12 protein-coding genes are annotated in these 19,485 nt (G+C 72.8%); 4 read left to right on the forward strand and 8 right to left on the reverse strand.

What is annotated here, in order from left to right:
* Nucleotides 1-6: 6 nt before the first annotated feature.
* The 4 genes from O7625_RS10780 to O7625_RS10795 all read right to left on the reverse strand — a co-directional run bounded on the left by O7625_RS10780 (nt 7) and on the right by O7625_RS10795 (nt 11,667).
* Nucleotides 7-3,912 carry a non-ribosomal peptide synthetase gene (locus tag O7625_RS10780; RefSeq protein ID WP_282345678.1) on the reverse strand — a complete coding sequence of 1,302 codons (3,906 nt, stop codon included), beginning with the start codon at nt 3,910-3,912 and terminating at the stop codon, nt 7-9.
* Nucleotides 3,909-4,724: a methyltransferase domain-containing protein gene (locus tag O7625_RS10785; protein ID WP_282346894.1), complete on the reverse strand. Its 816-nt coding sequence runs from the start codon at nt 4,722-4,724 to the stop codon at nt 3,909-3,911. Before O7625_RS10785 ends, O7625_RS10780 begins: the two co-directional genes overlap by 4 nt.
* A complete protein-coding gene (locus O7625_RS10790) occupies nt 4,724-11,026 on the reverse strand; it encodes a non-ribosomal peptide synthetase (protein WP_282346895.1) in 6,303 nt (2,100 codons plus the stop codon). Before O7625_RS10790 ends, O7625_RS10785 begins: the two co-directional genes overlap by 1 nt.
* Nucleotides 11,027-11,430: 404 nt before the next feature.
* Nucleotides 11,431-11,667: an MbtH family protein gene (locus tag O7625_RS10795; RefSeq protein ID WP_282345679.1), complete on the reverse strand. Its 237-nt coding sequence runs from the start codon at nt 11,665-11,667 to the stop codon at nt 11,431-11,433.
* A gap of 647 nt (nt 11,668-12,314) precedes the next feature.
* Here O7625_RS10795 and O7625_RS10800 point away from each other — a divergent pair.
* The gene (locus O7625_RS10800; protein ID WP_282345680.1) at nt 12,315-13,034 is read left to right on the forward strand and encodes a VOC family protein; all 720 of its coding nucleotides are present in this window, start codon (nt 12,315-12,317) and stop codon (nt 13,032-13,034) included.
* A 199-nt stretch (nt 13,035-13,233) separates the two neighbouring features.
* Nucleotides 13,234-13,626 carry a hypothetical protein gene (locus O7625_RS10805; protein ID WP_282345681.1) on the forward strand — a complete coding sequence of 131 codons (393 nt, stop codon included), beginning with the start codon at nt 13,234-13,236 and terminating at the stop codon, nt 13,624-13,626.
* A gap of 231 nt (nt 13,627-13,857) precedes the next feature.
* On the opposite strand, the gene O7625_RS10810 is transcribed toward O7625_RS10805, so the two are convergent.
* Nucleotides 13,858-14,706 (reverse strand): helix-turn-helix transcriptional regulator, encoded by an 849-nt coding sequence (locus O7625_RS10810; RefSeq protein ID WP_282345682.1) that lies wholly within the window; start codon nt 14,704-14,706, stop codon nt 13,858-13,860.
* Nucleotides 14,707-14,849: 143 nt separating this feature from the next.
* On the opposite strand from O7625_RS10810, the gene O7625_RS10815 reads away from it, so the two are divergent.
* The gene (locus O7625_RS10815; protein ID WP_282345683.1) at nt 14,850-15,632 is read left to right on the forward strand and encodes an NAD(P)H-dependent oxidoreductase; all 783 of its coding nucleotides are present in this window, start codon (nt 14,850-14,852) and stop codon (nt 15,630-15,632) included.
* A gap of 49 nt (nt 15,633-15,681) precedes the next feature.
* On the opposite strand, the gene O7625_RS10820 is transcribed toward O7625_RS10815, so the two are convergent.
* Nucleotides 15,682-16,230: a hypothetical protein gene (locus O7625_RS10820; protein ID WP_282345685.1), complete on the reverse strand. Its 549-nt coding sequence runs from the start codon at nt 16,228-16,230 to the stop codon at nt 15,682-15,684.
* Between the two features lie 134 nt (nt 16,231-16,364).
* On the opposite strand from O7625_RS10820, the gene O7625_RS10825 reads away from it, so the two are divergent.
* Nucleotides 16,365-17,540, forward strand: coding sequence for a metallophosphoesterase (locus tag O7625_RS10825; RefSeq protein ID WP_282345686.1), 1,176 nt, complete (start codon nt 16,365-16,367; stop codon nt 17,538-17,540).
* A 109-nt stretch (nt 17,541-17,649) separates the two neighbouring features.
* On the opposite strand, the gene O7625_RS10830 is transcribed toward O7625_RS10825, so the two are convergent.
* Entirely contained in the window at nt 17,650-18,612 is a 963-nt protein-coding gene (locus tag O7625_RS10830) for an ABC transporter permease subunit (protein ID WP_282345687.1), read from the reverse strand.
* The gene (locus tag O7625_RS10835; protein ID WP_348773998.1) at nt 18,609-19,400 is read right to left on the reverse strand and encodes an ABC transporter ATP-binding protein; all 792 of its coding nucleotides are present in this window, start codon (nt 19,398-19,400) and stop codon (nt 18,609-18,611) included. Before O7625_RS10835 ends, O7625_RS10830 begins: the two co-directional genes overlap by 4 nt.
* Between the last annotated feature and the right edge of the window lie 85 nt (nt 19,401-19,485).

Here is a 19,485-nt window from a genome sequence, read left to right on the forward strand (position 1 = left end):
GGATGGTCACGAGTCGCTCATCCTCTCGGTGATGACGGGGCCGAGCACCGACATGGCCTCGGCCTTGACGATGTCGAGGTGTCCGCAGTCCAGGTCGTGGAACTCCGCCGGTCCGGTCAGGTACGGCCGCCAGGCCAGGTCGGAGCCCCTGTGGTGCCGGGTGGCGACGAAGCCGAGCGTCGGCCCGTCGAACCGGCCCGGGGTGTGCGCGGCCATCGCCCGCAGGTTCGCCTTCGTCACCGCGAGCAGCCGGTCCACCGTCGGGTCGTCGAGGGACGCCAGCGGACTTCCCGCCGCGACCAGTGCCGCCCGGGGGTTCCCGTCGCCGACGGACACCCCGTCCAGCCCGACGCGGCGGGCGTCGGCGTCGCTGACCTCGGCGGGGCCGTCCCCGCCGGGATGCGCGTCGAGCAGGACGAGCAGGGCGACCTCCTCGCCCCGGGCGCGCAGCTCCACCGCCACCTGGTGGGCCACCGTCCCCCCGAACGACCAACCCAGCAACAGGTACGGGCCGGTGCCCCGGAGCCTGGTGACGGTCTCCCGGTACCCCGCCGCCAGGTCGGCCACGGTCCGTTCGTCGACCGGCCCGTCGGCGAGCCGGGGATCCTGCAGGGCGTACACGGGACGGCCGGCCGGGACGAACCGGGGCAGCGCCGAGTAGCCCCAGCCCAGGCCGTTGGCCGGAGGGAACACGAACAGCGGCGGCAGGTCGCCGTCGGCGCGGTAGGAGAGCACCGCCTCCAACCCGGTCGGTCCGGTGTGCTCCAGGACCCGGTCGACGACCCGGTCGAGCTGGGCGACGGTCGGAGCGGCGAAGACCGCCCGCACCCCCACGTCTACGCCGAGGACGGCGGCGATCCGGCTGACCAGGCGCGGAGTGAGCAGGGAATGGCCGCCGAGGTCGAAGAAGCTGGTGTCGATCCCCGGGGTGGGCACCCCCAGCACCTCGGCGAACAGGTCGGCGAGGACCTGCTGCCGGGGGCTGGCCGGTGCCCTGCCGCCGGTGGGGCGGGGCGGCCGGGGCAGCGCCGACCGGTCCACCTTGCCGTTGGCGTTGGTGGGCAGCACGTCCAGCACGACCAGTGCCGAAGGGACCATGTATTCGGGAAGCCGGGCGGCCAGGTGGGTGCGGAGAGCCTCCGGGTCGGGATCGGCACCGGGCCGCCGGGCCACGTACCCGACCAGGGTCCGGTCGCCGGTCCCGGCCACCGGGGCCACCACCACCGACGCCGAGACGTCCGGATGGGTGTCCAACACAGCGCTGATCTCGCCCGGCTCGATCCGGTGACCACGGATCTTGATCTGGTCGTCGGAGCGGCCCACGTATTCCAGGTGCCCGTCGCGGGCCCAGCGGACCAGGTCGCCGGTGCGGTACATCCGGGATCCCGGTCGGCCGTACGGGTCGGCCACGAACCGCCCGGCGGTCAGCGCCGGCCGCCTCAGGTAACCCCGGGCCACCCCCGCGCCGGCCAGGTAGAGCTCGCCGACGGTCGCCTCCGGCACGGGCCGCAACGCATCGTCGAGCACGTACGCCCGGGTGTTGGCGATCGGCCGCCCGATCGGGGGTGCGCCGGGGCGTCCGTCGACGACCGCGGTGGTGGAGTAGACCGTCGTCTCGGTCGGTCCGTACAGGTTGACCACCTCACGACCGTGGTCGCGCATCCGCTCGGCGAGCCGCCGGGGCAGCGCCTCCCCGACGCTGAGCATGCGCAGCCCGCGCACCGCCTCCGGGGCGAGGCCGATCAGCACCTGCCACAGGCTCGGCGTGCCCTGCATGGCCGTGATCCCCCGACGCCGCAGCAGCGTCGCCAGCCCGGCGGGATCCCGTGCCGTGTCGCGGGGCACCAGCACCACCGTGGCGCCGGACACCAGTGGGCTGAGCAGCTCGACCACCGACGCGTCGAACGCGACGGTGACGGTCGCCGCGATCCGGTCGGCCGGGCCGAACCGCAGCCGGTCCCGCATCGCCAGGAGCAGGTTGACCAGGTTCGCGTGGGTGACCACCACCCCCTTGGGCCGCCCGGTCGAACCGGACGTGTACAGCACGTAGGCGGCCTGCCCCGGTCCGGCGGCCCCGTCGGCGGGGCCGGCGCACGGGGACAGCGGGCCGCTCCGCCGTCCGTCCAGCAGGAAGCGCGGGCAACCGTCCACGTCGGGCAGTCCGTCGCTGCTCGCCCGGTCGGTCAGGAGCAGTACCGGCCGGGTGTCGTCCAGGACGAACGAGATCCGCCCCGCCGGATACCCGGTGTCGATCGGCAGATAGGCCCCACCGGCCTTCCAGATCGCCAGGATCGCCACCAGGACCTGTTCCGTACGGGCCAGGGCCAGGGCGACGAAGCGTTCCGGCCCGACCCCGCAGCGGCGCAGCGACCCGGCGAGCAGTTCGGCCTGTTCGTCCAGCTCGCGGTAGGTCAGCCGCCGGTCGCCGGCCAGCACCGCGACGGCGTCCGGGGTGACGGCCACCTGCCCGGTGAACAGGTCGGTGACCCGGACGTCGGGCACCGGACGGGCCGTGTCGTTGCGGCTCTCCAGCAGCCGGTGCCGATCGTCGTCGTCGAGCAGGTCGACCGCACCGATCCGCCGCGCGGGGTCGGCCGCCGCGGTCTCCAGCACCCGGGCGAGCTGTCCGGCCAGCAGCTTCGCCGACGCCCGGTCGAACAGGTCGTCGGCGTACTCGACGATGCCCCTGATCCCGGCCGGTCGACCCGCCGGGTCGAACTCCTCCGCCAGGTAGAACGACAGGTCGAACTTGGCCACGTCGTGTCTCGGACGGTACGGCGCACCGGGCAGCCCGAGCAGGCGCACGTCCCCGCTGCCGCCGCTGGCGAGCAGGAAGAACACCTGGAACAGCGGGTGCCGGCCCAGCGACCGGGCCGGTTGGAGGTCCTCGATCAGCCGCTCGAACGGCAGGTCCTGGTGGTCGAAGGCGGCCAGGTCGGCGTCCCGGACCCGGCGCAGCAGCTCGGTGAAGGAGGGATCGCCGGAGGTGTCGGTGCGCAGTACCAGCGAGTTGACGAAGAGACCCACCAGGTCGTCCAGGGCCTCGTCGAGCCGACCGGACACCGCCGTGCCGAGCGGGATGTCCGGGCCGCAGCCGAGCCGGGTGAGCAGCATCGCGATGCACGCCTGGACCACCATGAAGACCGTCGCGTGCTCGGCCTGCCCGAGGTCCCGCAGCCGGGCGTGGGTGGCCGCGCCGACCGCGAACGGCACCGTGCCGCCCCGGTACGAGGCCGCGGCCGGGCGCGGCCGGTCGACGGGCAGCGGCAGCTCCTCGGGCGACCCGTGGAGGGTGCGCCGCCAGAAGTCGAGTTGCCGACGCACCTCGCTCTCCGGGTCGTCGTCGGCGCCGAGCAGTTCCCGCTGCCACAGGGTGTAGTCGGCGTACTGCACGGGCAACGGCTCCCATGCCGGCGGGCCGCCGCCGAGGCGGGCCTCGTACGCCATGGTCAGGTCCCGGCTCAGCGGACCCATCGACGTGCCGTCGGCGGCGATGTGGTGCACGAGGAGGACCAGCAGGTGATCGCGGTCGTCCGTGCTGAGCAGCCACACCGCCAACGGCGGCCCGGTGACCAGGTCGAACGTCAGGCCACACAGCTCGGCGACCCGCGCGTCCACCCGGTCGGCGGCGACCCTCTCGTGAGCGACCTCGACCCGTGCCCGGGCGGCCGGCAGGACCTGCTGGACGGGCTCGCCGTCCACCTCGCGGTAGACGGTGCGCAGCACCTCGTGCCGGGCCACGACGTCGGCGACCGCCGCCCGCAGGGCGGCCGGGTCGACCGGGCCGGTGATCCGGTTCACCACCGGCACGTTGTAGGTCGCCGACGGTCCCTCCATCCGGCCCAGGAACCACAGCCGACGCTGGGCGTACGACAGGGGTATCGCGGTGCCGGTCGTCGGCCCGGCCGTCACCGTTTCCTCCAGACGGTGACGTGCGACTCGAAGTAGTCGTACTCCCGGGGGTTCTGCCGCAGGACGCCGGGTTCGTCGACCTCGGCGACCAGGTCGAAGTGGCCGGCGAGCAACGCCTTGAGGGCGGTCTCGCTCGGTGTGCCGGTGGCCGCGGACCCGAGCCACTCGTCGGGGTGGCTGTACTCCGGGTACCACGACCAGGGGCAGGCGACCATCAGCAGCCCGCCGGTGCGCAGGATCGCCGTGGACCCGGTGAACTGTTCCAGGCACGCCGCCGGCCGGGCGACCCGGTCCAGCACGTTGGACAGGACGACGGCGTCGAACGGCTGCTCCCCGACCCGCAGCGCGTTGGCGTCGCCGACCTCGAAGGCCACCCGTGCCCGGTCACCCGGCTCGACGAGGATGGACACCTCCCGGTGGAACGGCCCCTGCTCGATGACGGAGAACGTGCCGCCGCCGTGGTGGGTCAGCGCCTGGGCGATCTCCACCGACCGGCGGCTGATGTCCACGCCGACCACCTGGTCGGTGACCCACGCGCCGAGGGCGTGGGTGACCCCGCCGACGCTGCATCCGACGTCGAGCGCGCGGGCGACGGTGGTGCCGGTGCGCTGGGCGCACGAACGCAGCAGGTCCGACAGGCGCTGGCAGTACCCGTGGGCCATGGCCAGGGGGTGCCCGCTCTGGTGGAAGACGTCCTCGATGCTGCCGTAGTGCATGAGCAGGTACTTGGACAGGTCACGTGAGGCGTCGTAGGGGGCGCTGGCCTCGTGTTCGTACAGCTCGTCGCCCTTGAGCAGGGCAGGGGGGAACATCACGGTACGTCCTTTCGATCGGTGTCGCGGGCCGCCGACCGGGCCCGCAGCGTCGGTCGGGCCGGCCTGGCCGAGACCAGCCACGGCTCCAGCGCGCCGACGGTGGGGTTCTCGAAGAGCTGCCGCACGCCCACTTCGACGCCCAGCGCGGTACGGACCCGGTTGACCAGGCGGGTGGCGAGCAGCGAGTGGCCGCCGAGGTCGAAGAAGTCGTCGTCCACGCCGACCTCCGGCAGGCCGAGGACGTCGGCGAAGAGCCGGCAGAGCACCTCCTGCCGGGCGGTCCGCGGACCGGCCCCGGCGCCGGGGGTGTGGGTGGGTGCCGGCAGCGCCTTCCGGTCGAGCTTGCCGTTGGCGGTGACCGGCAGCGCGGTCATGGTGACGAAGGCGCCGGGCACCATGTAGTCCGGCAGCCGGGCGCCGAGGTCACGGCGTAGGGCGGCCGGGTCGACGGGGTGTGCGGTGGGTACCAGGTAGGCGACGATCCGCTTGTCGCCGGGCTGGTCCTCGCGGACCACCACGGCGGCCTGCCGGACGTCGTCCCGGCCGGTGAGCGCGTTCTCGATCTCGCCCAGCTCGATCCGGTAGCCGCGCACCTTGACCTGGTCGTCGGTGCGGCCGAGGAAGTGCAGACTCCCGTCGGTGTTCCAGCGGGCCAGGTCACCGGTGCGGTACAGCCGGCTGCCGGGAGGGCCGAACGGGTCGGCGACGAAGCGGGCGGCGGTGGTCCCCGGCTGGCGCAGGTAACCACGGGCGGTACCGGATCCGGCGAGGTAGATCTCGCCGGGCACCCCGGCCGGGACGGGCTGGAGACGGTGGTCCAGCAGGTGCACGCCGGTGTACGCCATCGGACGTCCGAGGGGGACCGTCGCCGGCACGTCCTCCCCGTGCCGCCAGGGGTACTGGGTGACGCACAGCGTCATCTCGGTGGGGCCGTAGGTGGTGCGGACCACCGTGTCGGGGCAGTGCTCGACGGTCCGCGCGACGGCCCGGGCGGAGATGACGTCCCCACCCGTGGTCACCTCGTCCAACTCCCGGAAGACGTCGACCAGTTCGTCGGCGACGACCCGGAACAGCCCGGCGGTGAGGCTCAACCGGGTGATGCCGTGGGTGCGGACCAGCCGCTGGAGCACGGCCGCCGCCACGGCGTCGGGCGGTGCCACGACGACTGTTCCGCCGTGCAGCAGAGGACCCCAGAGTTCCCAGGTGGAGGCGTCGAAGGCGTGCGGGGAGTGCAGCAGGATGCGGTCCCCGGCGTGCAGCGCCCAGCTGGGGTCGCGGACCAGGTCGACGACGCCCTGGTGGGTGATCTGGATGCCCTTCGGCTCGCCGGTGGAGCCGGACGTGTACATGACGTAGCAGAGCTGCTGCGGGTGGACCGGCGGGAGCGGCACCGCCGCGTCGGCGTCCCGGGGCGTCCCGGTCAGCACGACCCGGCCGGCGGCCCGCTCGTCGTTCGCCAGCTCGTGGTCCTGGAACGAGTCGTCCACCAGCAGGACCGGTGAGGCGGTGTCCGCGGCCACCGCGCGCATCCGCTGCACCGGGTAGGCGGTGTGGATCGGCAGGTACGCGCCACCGGCCTTGAGCACCGCGAGGAACGCGACCACGAGGTCCACCGACCGCTGCATGAGCACCGGTACGGGCGTTTCGTCGCCGACCCCGTTGGCGCGCAGCGTCCGGGCCAGCCGCTCGGCCCGGTCCCGCAGCTCGGCGTAGCTGAGGGTGACCTCACCCTCGGTGAGGGCGGGCGCGTCGGGCGTCCGTGCGGCCTGTTCGTCGAAGGCGGCGACCACGCTGCACGGCACCACGGGCGGGTCGTCGGCCTCGGCGTGCAGCTGCCGCCGCTCCCGGGTGGTGAGGACGTCCAGGCTGCCGACCGGGACGGTCGGTCGGAGCGCGACCTGCTGCAGGATCGCCACCAGCCGTTCCCCGAGCGCCGCGGCCGTCGCGGTGGTGAACAGGTCGGTGGCGAACGTGAGGGTGATCTGGAGGTCGGCGTCGACCGGTTCGTCGGCGACCGTGAAGTCGAGGTCGAACTTCGCGACCGCCAGTCTGGTCGGCTCCGGTGCGGTCTCCAGCCCGGGCAGCGGGGTCGAGGTGGGCGTGCGGTCGGCCCGGGACAGGGCGACCTGGAAGAGGGGGTGTCGGGCGAGGGTGCGGGTGGGTTGGAGGTGGGCGACGAGGCGGTCGAAGGGGAGGTCTTGGTGGTCGAGGGCGGTGAGGGTGGTGTCGCGGACGCGGTGGAGGAGGTCGGTGAAGGTGGGGTTGCCGCTGGTGTCGGTGCGGAGGACGAGGGTGTTGACGAAGAAGCCGATGAGGTTGTCGAGGGTGTCGTCGGTGCGTCCGGCGACAACGGTGCCGAGGGGGATGTCGGTGCCGCAGCCGAGGCGGGTGAGGAGGGTGGCGATGGCGGTTTGGATGAGCATGAAGAGGGTGGCGTCGTGGGTGCGGGCGATGGTGCGGAGTGTGGTGTGGGTGTGGGTGGGGATGGTGAGGTCGATGCGGCCGGCGTGGTGGGTGGGGTGTGCGGGGCGGGGGTGGTCGGTGGGTAGGGGCAGTTCGTCGGGCAACCCCGCCAGGACCGTTCCCCAGTGGTCCAGTTGCCGGCGCAGCTCACTGCCCGGGTCGTCGGCGTCGCCGAGCAGGTCGCGCTGCCACAGCGTGTAGTCGGCGTACTGGACGGGCAACGGCTCCCGGTCGGGTTCGTGCCCGTCGACCCGGGCCGCGTACGCGTCGGCGAGATCCCGGCCGAGCGGCCCCATCGACGCACCGTCACCGGCGATGTGGTGCAGGTTGACCACGAGCAGGTGCTCGTCCGCCAGGTCGTCCCGGCTGACCAGCCGGACCGTGAGGGGGGTTTCCCGGGCCAGGTCGAAGGCGCGGGCGGAGGCGGCGCGCACCGCCTCCTCCTGCCGCTCGGCGTCGGGCACCCGCTGGTGGATGAACTCGACCAGCCCCGGTGCGACAGGCAGCACGTGCTGGGTGGGCTCACCGTCCACCTCGACGTAGACGGTGCGCAGCACCTCGTGCCGGGCGACCAGGTCGTCGACGGCGGCGCGGAGGGCCGGTACGTCCACCCTGCCCGTGATCCTGGTGGTGACCGGCACGTTGTACGTCGCCGACGGTCCCTGCACCGAGTGCAGGAACCACAGTCGACGCTGGGCGAAGGACAGCGGCAGCGGGTCGGGCCGCCGGACGGCCACCGTCACCGGGGGACGGCGGGTGCCGGTGGTGAGCCGGGGTTCGAGGGCGGCGACGGTGGGGTTGGCGAACAGGTCCCGTACCCCGACCTCGACGCCCAGGACGCCGCGCACCCGGTTGACCAGGCGGGTCGCCAGCAGCGAGTGACCGCCCAGGTCGAAGAAGTCGTCGTCGACACCCACCTCGGGCAACCCGAGGACGGCGGCGAAGAGCTGGCAGAGCACCTCCTGCCGGGCGGTGCGCGGAACGGCCCGGCCGGCGGTCGGGTGCCCGGGCGCGGGCAGGGCGTTGCGGTCGAGCTTGCCGTTCGGGGTCATCGGCAGCGCGGCCATGGTGACGAAGGCGGCCGGGACCATGTAGTCGGGCAGCCGGTCGCCGACCGCCCCACGGAGCGCCGACAGGTCGAGGTCGTCGTCCTCGGGCACCAGGTACGCGACGATCCGCCGGTCACCGGGTTGGTCCTCGCGGACCACCACGGCTGCCTGGCGGACCCCGGGGTGCCCGGTGAGGGTGGTCTCGACCTCGCCCAGCTCGATCCGGAAGCCCCGGATCTTGACCTGGTCGTCGGTACGACCGAGGAAGTGCAGCCGCCCGTCGCGGTCCCACCTGACCAGGTCACCGGTCCGGTACAGCCGGCTCCCGGCCGGCCCGTACGGGTTGGCCACGAACCGGCTGGCGGTGAGCTCCGGCCGGTTCACGTAACCCCGGGCGAGGCCCTCCCCGGCGACGTACAGCTCCCCGGCCACCCCCACCGGCACCGGCCGCAGCGTCGCGTCCAGTGCGTAACAGGCGGTGTTCGCCACCGGCGTTCCGATGGTCACCGGCTGGCCGTGGGGCAGGGGGCCGCCGCTGGCGCAGACGGTCACCTCGGTCGGACCGTACGAGTTGATCAGCTGGTGGTCGGCCGCCCAGGTGTCCACCAGCCACTGCGGGCACGCCTCGCTGGCGGTGATGACCGTCGCCCCGGCCGGCAGGATGCTCGTCGGCAACGTGGCGAGCAGGCTCGGGGTGACCGTGACGTGGGTGGTCCGGCCCAGTTCGTCGCGGTCGGCCTCCGCCGGCAGGAGCAGCCGTTCCGGGTCGAACGGTACGACCGCACCACCGGCGAGCAGCGCCATGTACATCTCCCACACCGACCCGTCGAAGCCGATCGAGGCGAGCTGGAGGATCCGGCTGCCCGGCCGGACACCGAAGTCCCGCCGGTAGCGGTGGGCCAGGCGACTGATCCCCCGGTGGGTGACGGTCACGCCCTTCGGCTGTCCGGTCGAACCGGACGTGTAGATCACATAGGCGCCGTGGTCCAGGGCGAGTGGCGGCCGTGGCTCGTCGGTGGGCAGGGTCGACACCTCCCGCCACAGGTCACCGCCGACCAGGACGGTCTTGGCCGCCGGGGAGCCCGGCAGGTGGGCGGGGTCGTCCACGAGGATGACCGCCGGCGCGGTCTGCCCCAGGACGAACTGCTTGCGGACGGTGGGGTACGCCGGGTCGACCGGCACGTAGCAGCCACCCGCCTTGGCCACCGCCAGCAGGCAGGTGACCAGCTCCACCGACCGGCGCATCGACACCGCGACGTGCACGTCCGGGCCGACGCCGTGCGCCGTCAGGTAGTGCGCCAACCGGTTCGCCCGCAGGTCCAGCTCGCGGTAGCTGAGCTCACCGGCGGCGTGCGCCACCGCGACAGCGTCCGGGTTCCGGCGGACCTGGTGGGCGAAGAGCGCCGGCACGGTCTCCGGGACGACCCGGGCAGCCGAGGCGTTGAAACCGTTCAGCAGTTTCTCGCGCTCGCCCTCGGTGAGCACGTCGGTCGCCGTCACCCTGCGGGCCGGGTCGGTGGCGAGCTGCGTCAGCAGGTTCACCAGCCGCTGCCCGACCGCCGCCGCGCCCGCCCGGGTGAACAGGTCCTCCGCGTAGGTGAGGCTCAGCTCCAGTTCGCCGTCGTCGTGCGCGACGAAGCCGAAGAACAGGTCGAACTTGGCCGTGTCGAACGGCGGCTTCTCCGACCGCACCGACAGCGGGTCCAGGGTCAGCACGAGCCCCCGGTCGACGGCGAACGCGACCTGGAAGAGGGGGTGTCGGGCGAGGGTGCGGGTGGGTTGGAGGTGGGCGACGAGGCGGTCGAAGGGGAGGTCTTGGTGGTCGAGGGCGGTGAGGGTGGTGTCGCGGACGCGGTGGAGGAGGTCGGTGAAGGTGGGGTTGCCGCTGGTGTCGGTGCGGAGGACGAGGGTGTTGACGAAGAAGCCGATGAGGTTGTCGAGGGTGTCGTCGGTGCGTCCGGCGACGACGGTGCCGAGGGGGATGTCGGTGCCGCAGCCGAGGCGGGTGAGGAGGGTGGCGATGGCGGTTTGGATGAGCATGAAGAGGGTGGCGTCGTGGGTGCGGGCGATGGTGCGGAGTGTGGTGTGGGTGTGGGTGGGGATGGTGAGGTCGATGCGGCCGGCGTGGTGGGTGGGGTGTGCGGGGCGGGGGTGGTCGGTGGGTAGGGGCAGTTCGTCGGGCAACCCCGCCAGGACCGACCGCCAGTAGGTCAGCTGGCGGTTCGCCCGGCTGTCCGGGTCGTCGTCGGCACCGAGCAGGTCGCGCTGCCACAGGGCGTAGTCGGCGTACTGGATCGGCAACGGCTCCCACGCCGGGGCCGTCCCGGCGAGGCGGGCGGCGTACGCCGTCGCCAGGTCGCGGCTCAGCGGCCCCATCGAGGTCCCGTCGGCGGCGATGTGGTGCAGCGAGATCGCCAGCAGGTGCTCCCGTGCGTCCAGGCTGAACAGCCGGACCCGGACGGGCAGCTCGCGGGTCAGGTCGAACGGCTGCGCGCAGACCTCGACCAGGGCGGCGTCGGCCTCGTCGGCGGTGACCGCCCGGTGGGCGAAGTCGACCCGCACCCGGTCGGCCGGCAGCACCCGTTGCGACGGTTCCCCGTCGACCTCCACGTACACGGTGCGGAGCACCTCGTGCCGGCTGACCACGTCCCCGACGGCCGCATCGAGAGCCGCCACGTCCACCGCGTCCCGGATCCGGGTGACCACGGGGATGTTGTACGTCGCCGAGGGGCCTTCGAGGCGGTCGAGGAACCACAGTCGGCGCTGCGCGAAGGACAACGGGACCATCACTGTTGCTCACTTTCCGAGTGGGGGAGGACGCGTACGGACCGCGCGGGGTTCAGGCCCGGACGGGGCCGGCCGGCGCGGACCCCGCGCTGATCCCGGTCGGGCCCAGGTGGCTCAAGGACGGGCGGATCCGCCGACGGCGCGACCGTCGTCGGGGCGGTGGTGGATCGGAGTCCGGCGCACCCGTGGTCGTGGGCGGAGCGCTCCGACGGCAGCCTGCGACCTCGTCGCTGTCACGCTCCTGCGGCGGGCGGGGGCCGGTACGGGGGCGAATCACGTCCGCACCGGAGAAGCCCCTGTCGGGCCGCCCGGCGGCGAACGAGGGGCCGCCGGGCAGGCGGGTGCGGGGCGGTTCGTGCTCTGCGCCTGTTGCCGCCCCGGGAGTCGAAGAGTTCGTCGCCGGGTCAGGTCCGCGGGGCCACGTCCGGTAGCCCGCCGGAGCGCATCGCCTCGACGAGACTGCGCGGTCGCATGTCCACCCAGTTCGTCTCCACCCAGGCGAGCGCCTCGGCGCGGCCGGCGTCGGCCAGGGCGACCGTCCAGCCCGCGGGCACCTCGGCGAAGACGGGCCACAGGCAGTGCTGCCCCTCGTCGTTCACCAGGACCATGAAGCGGGCGTTCTCGTCATCGAAGGGGTTCACTGGGTGCTCCTCGCGGGTCCACCTGGACAGCCGCCCGTAGGTCGGTGCGGCCCGGTAAATACTGGTGGTTGTCCTTCACCGCGAACTTCCCGGCGACTCACCGTCACTTATCCATCACTTACCATCACTGGTCACGGTGCGTGGAGGATCTGAGACCGTGAGTCAATGTTCCGACGGTGAACAGGTTCCCCGGCGGCGACCGCGCCAATTCCACCGCCGCCGGGCACACCGTCCGGTGCCGGTCGCCCGCTCCGGGCATCGTCGTCCGACGGCCGAACCGTCCAACGACCGGCCGAATGCGCTCCTGATCCGCTCGACGACGCCGGCCACGTTGACAGGTCCGTCGGTGACGACCCTGATCGTCTCCGCGACGCCGAGCGGTTCCGCCTCCGCGGTCCATCGCGGCCACGACTCACGTAGCTGACGATCGTCGTCATGCAGTGCCGTCCGGTGGCGTGCCCGGTACCGCTCGCGGGCGAGTCCGGCCGGCACGTCACACCAGATCTCCACCGCCGTCCGGCCCAGGGCGCCGCCGATGGCGCGGCCCGGCCGGATGCGTTCCGGGTCATCGGCCGATCGGGTGTCCGAAGTCGACGATCGGCTGATTCCGTGTGCGATGACGACCCTGCGACGCCTAGGAAGGAGGAATGACCAACGAGGTGACCGTTCCCCTGTTGCCGTGTGCATCCATTGACGACATCGAGAGCTTCTACGGAGTTCTCGGTTTCCACACCACGTACAAGCAGCGCAGGCCCAACCCGTGCGTGGGGGTGCGGCGGGAAGACCTGCAACTGCAGTTCTTCGAGATCCCTGGCTTCGACCCGGAGCGGTCCTACGGTTCCTGCCTGGTGCTCACCGGAGACATCGAGGGACTGCACCGGGCGTTCGCCGCCGGTATGCGCGCCGCGTACGGCAGGGTGCTGGTCTCCGGAACGCCGCGGATGACCCGGCCCAGGGCGCGGAAGAACGCCGACGGGGTGGGCGGATTCAGTGTCGTCGACCCGGGCGGCAACTGGATCCGTGTCTTCCGGCACGCCGCTGCCGCGCCCGCGCCGGCCACCGCGTCGGAAGGCCGGCTGGCCAAGGCCCTGGCGAATGCCGTGGTGCAGGCCGATTCCCGGGGAGCCGTCGGACAGGCCGTTCGGATCCTCGACAGCGCCCTGGCCCGCCCGCACGCCGACGACGACCCGGTCGAGCAGGTGGAGGTCCTGGTTTACCGCGCCGAACTGGCGATGGTGCTGCACGATCCGGAGACCGCGGCCGAGATGCTGGCCCGCGCCCGGTCCGTCACGCTGACGGAGGGCGAATCCGACAGGGCGGCATCCGCCTTCGACAACGCCGCCGAACTCGCAGCAGCACTGCGGTGACGTCTCCTGGGATCCGGATCATGGTGCGCGTCGAGACTGTCGTCGACGTCCTGCACGCTCTCGGCAACTGCCTCACCGGCACGGACGAGGCCTGGCGGACCCGGTTCAGCAACCGCATCGACAACTTCGCGGACCTGTTCGAGGACGGTCCGGGGGTAGCGGTGTACCGGCAGGTGCCGCTGTCGTCAGGGGGCGGGCCGTGCCGGTGGTCGCCGCTGCGACGATCCCCCCGGAAGACCTCTTCAGGCTCCTCGTCCCCCAGCACCGCGACCTTCTACTGGCCGAGAACGCCGAGGTGCGTCGACTCGTCCCGGCGGACCTGCCCCACGTGCTGTGCCTGGACGACTGGCACCACACCACCCTGCGGGTCTATCCTCGCGGACCCGAGCGGGAACGACGACGGCAGCGGCACGAGAGGCTCACCCGCCACACCCCGCCGTCGCAGCGGGTACCGTTCGAGGTCCGCCCCAGCGACATCGAGGCCTACCGGCAGATCGGCGCGGTGCTAGCCACCGCCGACCCCGCCCACTACCGGCCGACCCTCCCGGGAAACACACACTGGGTCCACTGGCCGATGTCCGGAAGCCTGTGACACCCCACGTCGCACCACCTGACCGGATTGACGCGGTAACCACGCCCTTCCGGCCGCACCATGCCCACCGGCTGCGACCAGGCATCGGATCATCGCGTACGCCTGGTCTCGACACATCCAGGCGGGCCGTCCGGCCTGGCTGCCCGCTCGCCGGAGCGTGGCCGTGCATATTCATCTGCGGAGAACAGGTGCCCGGCGGTGCGTATACCCGGCGGCAGACGGGCGCGGGGCTCACGACGAGTTCGTGACCCGCGGTCCCTTCTCCGGAGCGTGCCCGCCATGATCGAGGGAGGCCAGCAGGCGCAGCCCGTCTTCGGCGGGGCTCCCCGGCGGCGCCGACAGGACGATCAGTTCCCTGCCCGAACCATCGGGCAGGGCGAAGTTCTCCTGGTGCAGTTCCAGCAGCCCGACCAGCGGGTGCCGGAAGGCCTTGGGTCCGTGTGCGCGGGCGCGCACGTCCGCCCGGGCCCAGAGGCGGCGGAAGCGCTCGCTGCCCATCGACAGTTCGCCGATGAGCGAGGCCAGGCGGGGATCGTCGGGGTGTTTTCCGGCGGCCAGGCGAAGGTGCCCGACCACGTCGAGGGTGCACGTCTCCCACTGCGCGTAGAGGCCCCGCACATCCTCTTCGAGGAAGATGTGCCGGGCGGTGTTCAGGCCGGTCGTGTCGCGGCCGTAGAGGAGCCCGGCGAGGCGGTTGCCGGCGACCACGTCCATCCGGTGGTCCATGATCAGGGCGGGGGCGTCGACGATCAGGTCGAGTACCCGGAGCAGCTCCGCCCGCGGGCGACCGGCGGGTGCCCTGGTACGACGGCGGCGTTGCCGGGCCAGCCGGTACAGGTGACCGCGTTCTGTCTCGTCGAGTCCGAGGACGCGGGCGAGCGCGTCGAGGACCTGTTCCGAGGGTTGGGTGGCGCGGCCCTGCTCCAGGCGTACGTAGTAGTCGACGCTGACCCCGGACAGGTGGGCGACCTCTTCGCGACGCAGCCCCTCGACGCGGCGCCGGTTGTCGGTCGGGATGCCGGCGACGGACGGGTCGACCCGGGAGCGCCGGGTACGCAGGAAGCCCGCGAGATCGTCCATGGCCTCCAGTATCGCTCCGGCGACCCGGGTGCGGGTGGTCCTGCCGTTACCAGGAAGTCCCGTCCGACGGAACCGGCGTCCCTGAACGGCGCGGTCCCGGCCGTCGAGCATGGGTGGCGACACACGTCGTCGAAGGGACAGCCATGAAGACGCTCATCGTCTACGCCCATCCGGAGCCGCGTTCGCTGAACGGCTCGCTGAAGGATCTCGCGGTGTCGACGCTCCAGGCCGCCGGTCACGAGGTGCGGGTGAGCGACCTGTACGCGATGAACTGGAAGGCCGTGGTGGACGCGGCCGACTTCGGCGGGTACGCCACGAGCCCGCTGCGGGTGACCCCGAGTTCGGGCCGGGCGTACGACGCCGGCGCGCTCACCCCCGAGGTGCGGGCGGAGCAGGAGAAGCTGCTCTGGGCCGACACGGTGATCTTCCAGTTCCCGCTGTGGTGGTACACCATGCCGGCCATCCTCAAGGGCTGGGTGGACCGGGTGTTCTCGTTCCACTTCGCCTACGGCGTGGGCGTGCACGACGAGACCCGCTACGGCGAGCGTTTCGGGGAGGGGACACTGCTCGGGCGGCGGGCGCTCCTCTCGGTGACCATCGGCGGCCCGGAGTCGCAGTACACGGATCGCGGGATCAACGGCCCGATCGAGGACCTGCTGTTCCCGATCCACCACGGCATCCTCTACTACCCGGGGCTGGAGGTGCTGCCGCCGTTCGTGCTGTACCGCGCCGACCGGATCTCCGGTGACGAGTTCGCCGACGTCGCGAAGAGGTGGCAGGAACGACTGCTGACGCTGGAGACGACCCCGCCCATCGCGTTCCGGCGGCAGAACTCCGGTGACTACGAGATCCCGTCACTGCGGTTGAGGGAGGGCCTGGAGGCGCCCGGCCGCAGCGGTTTCGACCTGCACGTACGCGCCGGGTGATGCTGCGGTCCGACCGCGGCGCGATCATGGTGTCGCGGTGTCCTGCCGGTCAACCCGGGGGAGACACCGTGGCGGTGGCGACCGTGCGCCCGGTGCCGTCGTGTGCGGTGACCGTCGGCGGCCGGTCGGAGCCCCAGACCACGATCAGGTGACCGTGGTGCGGAGCGGGCAGGCGACGGCCGTCGACCCGCAGCTCGGCGATCCCCCGGCCGACGAGCACCGCCGACCCGCGCACCCATCGCGTCACCCGGGACGGCGGGGAGCCGCCGTCGCGCACCACGCCGGCGGTCCCACCCGGCAGCACCTGGTACGGCCCGAGGCCGTCGCGGGTCCGCCCGAACTCCTCCGCGGTGGGGTCCTCGTCCGACGCCCCGCCGCCGCCGAGCATTCGCCAGACGCCGCGGTCGTCGACGGTCAGGAGGTGCGTCTCGTCCCAGTGACATCCGACGCCCCGGCGGAGGAACCGGGTGGCGGCGACGTCGCCGTCCACGTCGACCGCGACCGGCGCGAAGCGACGGCGTCGACTCAGCCGCACCGGGCCGTCCGGCATTCCCGAGGTGATCAGGCGCAGGCTCTCGGCCAGGGCGTCGTACGCCATCCGCCGACCGTACCCGAGCCGGGGCGCCCCCGGTCGCGGGTCGGTCACCTACGGGCGGATCCGTCCCGGCTTCCGGGCGTGGTCGATCCGGCCCGGATCGTGTCATGCTGCACGGACCCGACGGGAGGACGGCGATGGCTGCTGGCGATGCCGTACAGGTCCGGCCGGCGCGAGGGCTGCTGCGACCGCTGGTGTCCGGGGCGACGCTGATCGCGGTCCTGGCGTTGCTGTTCGGGCTGCCCTGGTGGACGCTGACGGTGGCGGCGCGCTGGCCGACGCCGGTGGTGGCCGCCGGCACGGCGGTCTGCGTCGTCGCGGTGGTCGCGTTCCCCGTGCTGATGTCGCTCGGGCACGGCCGCCGTCGGCTGGACGCGGCGGCCCGCGCGGGGGACACCCTCCTCGGCCTGGTCTGGATCCTCTTCGTCTGGGCGCTGCTCGGCAACGTGGCCCGGCTCCCGCTGGCCGCCGCCGGGGTCGCCGACCCGGTGCGGTCCCGGGTGGTGGCGGTCGGCGTGGCGGCCGTCTCGGTCGTCCTGGCCCTCTGGGGGTACGCCGAGGCGATGCGGGTGCCCCGGGTCCGGCGGGTGGACGTCACCCTCGACCGGCTGGGTGCCGGTCTCGACGGGGTCCGGGTGGCGCTGCTGACCGACACCCACTACGGCCCGATCGACCGGGCCAGCTGGTCCGCCCGCACCATCGAGGTGGTCAACGGCCTGGCCCCCGACATCGTCTGCCACACCGGCGACATCGCCGACGGCACTGTCGACCAGCGCCGGGCGCAGGCCGCGCCGCTGGGCCTGGTGCAGGCCCGGCTGGCCCGGGTGTACGTGACGGGCAACCACGAGTACTACGGCCAGGCGCAGGGCTGGGTCGACCACATGCGGACCCTCGGCTGGGAGCCCCTGCACAACCGGCACCTCGTGGTGGAGCGGGACGGCGCCCGACTCGTCGTCGCCGGGGTGGACGACGTGACCGCCGCCTCGTCCGGTCTCGCCGGTCACCGGGCCGACCACGCGGCGGCGCTCGCCGGCACCGACCCGCGGCTGCCCGTGCTGCTGCTGGCGCACCAGCCGAAGCAGATCGGCGACGCCGTCGCGGCCGGCGTGGACCTGCAGCTGTCCGGGCACACCCACGGCGGCCAGATGTGGCCGTTCCACTACCTGGTCCGGCTCGACCAGCCGGTCGTGCAGGGCCTCAGCCGGCACGGCCGGACCCAGCTCTACACGAGCCGGGGGACCGGCTTCTGGGGTCCGCCGTTCCGGATCTTCGCGCCGAGCGAGATCACCCTGCTCACCCTCAGGGCGGGTTAGCCGGTCGTCGGCGACCACGTCCCTCCGGTGGTCCCTGGTCAGGGCGGGGGCGTCGACGGTCGGGTCGGTCGCCGCCGTGATGACCGGCGTTCGCTGTGGGTGCGTCCGGTCAGAATGCGGGGCGGCGGATCCGCCAGAAGACCAGTGCCAGCAACAGCATCGCCAGTGCGACGAACGTGACGGTCTCGATGGTCTGGAAGGTCCAGTAGCGTTCGATGGGTTGGTAGACGGTCCAGCGTTGGACGCCGTGGTCGTGGAGGTAGATGGTGGGGTCGCCGCCCCCCTCCCGGGCCTTCGCCTCCATGATCACGGCGCCGAGGCCGGTGACGTGGCGGCCGTCGGCGTCGATGAACCCCTGGTCGAGGATCATGTCCCGGGCGTTGGTCGTGCCGTCGGTGAGGTCGCCCGTTCCCGGCACGAAGGCCTCGACCCGGGTGACCGGCGTGCGGAAGTGCGGCCGGATCCAGCCGGCGATGGTGAAGCGTACGGCCAGGAACACCACGAACGCCACGGCGGCGGCCGGCAGGCTGCGGCGCAGCACCGCTCCGGCGGCGACGCCCAGCGCGAACGCGAACAGGGCGTACGCCATGGGCACGACGCCGGTCAGGTCGAAGCCGGTGATGTCGAACCCGCCCAGCAGGTCGAGTGGCTGCCGGTACCAGCCGACCACCGCGGACAGTCCGGCGGCGAGAAGGACGCTGACGGTGCCGAGCACCAGGATCTTGACGGTCAGCCAGCGCCTGCGGGGCACCGCCTGGGTCCAGGCCAGCTGCCAGGTGCCCGTCTCCAGCTCCCGGGCGAGCAGCGGCGCGCCGAGGAAACCCCCGATCGCGTACGGGGCGAAGTTGAGCAGGATCAGCACGGTGGTGCGGTAGCCGTGGTCCTGCTGGAGCCGGGCCAGTGCGGATCGGCAGCCCTGGTCCAGCGGTGGCACCAGGCAGTGCGTCGGACCCATCGGGAAGAGGGCGTGCATCGGCCGGCCGAGGACGATCAGCGTCACGGCGATGAGACCGACGAAGACCGTCAGCGCCAGGACCTCGGTGCGGTGCTGACGCCACATCGTCCAGGTCATCCGGTCCGCTCCTGGTCTGCGGTGTCGAGGTCGGCGGGGCGGCGCAGGTAGGCCAGCACGAGCTCCTCCAGCCCGACGGGGTTCGCCTGCCAGCCGGGCATGAGCGGCGTTGCCGCCTGGCGTACCAGCATGGTGGTGTGCCGGTCGCTGTGCCTGACCTCGATCACGGACGAGCCGCGGGCGTCCGCCGCGACCCGCGGGCCTACGAGCAGCCGGTGTTCGGCCAGCAGCGACTCGATGTCGCCGTCGAGCACGACCCGGCCGTGGTTGATCACCACGAGGTGGTCGCAGACCCGTTCCAGCTCGTGAATGGCGTGGGAGGAGAACAACACGGTCAGCTGACTGTCGGCGACCGCGCCCATCAGGGTCCGCTGGAACTCCTGTCGGGCCAGCGGATCCAGGCTGGACAGCGGCTCGTCCAGGACCAGCAGGTCGGGTCGCTTGGCCAGCGCCAGCGTGAGCGCGACCTGGGACTGCTGCCCGCCGGAGAGCGCGCCGGCGCGGGCAGTCAGCGGGACGCCCAGCTGGGTCAGCCGTCGCGCGGCCAGCTCATGGTCGAAGCGCACGTTGCAGGAGCGGCCGAAGCGCAGCAGGTCCGCCACGCTGAACTGGCGGTAGAGCGGGTGGTCCTGCGCGAGGAAACCGATGCGGGTCAGGGCCGGCACACTGTTGGTGGCGGGTGATTCGCCGAACACCTCGACCGATCCTGTGGTGGGCGTGAGCAGCCCGACCGCCAGGCGCAGCAACGTGGTCTTGCCGGCACCGTTCGGGCCGACCAGGGCGCTCACCCGGCCGGGGGCAGCTCCAGGGTGCAGTCGCGCAGCGCCCAGGCTCTGCGGTACCGCTTGCCGAGGTTCCTGGTACGCAGCGCGG

The sequence above is a fragment of the Micromonospora sp. WMMD714 genome (genome assembly GCF_029581315.1).
Classification (GTDB): Bacteria; Actinomycetota; Actinomycetes; order Mycobacteriales; family Micromonosporaceae; genus Micromonospora; species Micromonospora rifamycinica.

Coding starts and splice junctions, on each gene's coding strand:
- O7625_RS10785 (WP_282346894.1), bottom strand. CDS start 4,724: ATGTTCCCCCCTGCCCTGCTCAAGGGCGACGAGCTGTACGAACACGAG.
- O7625_RS10790 (WP_282346895.1), bottom strand. CDS start 11,026: ATGGTCCCGTTGTCCTTCGCGCAGCGCCGACTGTGGTTCCTCGACCGC.
- O7625_RS10800 (WP_282345680.1), top strand. CDS start 12,315: ATGACCAACGAGGTGACCGTTCCCCTGTTGCCGTGTGCATCCATTGAC.
- O7625_RS10810 (WP_282345682.1), bottom strand. CDS start 14,706: ATGGACGATCTCGCGGGCTTCCTGCGTACCCGGCGCTCCCGGGTCGAC.
- O7625_RS10815 (WP_282345683.1), top strand. CDS start 14,850: ATGAAGACGCTCATCGTCTACGCCCATCCGGAGCCGCGTTCGCTGAAC.
- O7625_RS10820 (WP_282345685.1), bottom strand. CDS start 16,230: ATGGCGTACGACGCCCTGGCCGAGAGCCTGCGCCTGATCACCTCGGGA.
- O7625_RS10825 (WP_282345686.1), top strand. CDS start 16,365: ATGGCTGCTGGCGATGCCGTACAGGTCCGGCCGGCGCGAGGGCTGCTG.
- O7625_RS10830 (WP_282345687.1), bottom strand. CDS start 18,612: ATGACCTGGACGATGTGGCGTCAGCACCGCACCGAGGTCCTGGCGCTG.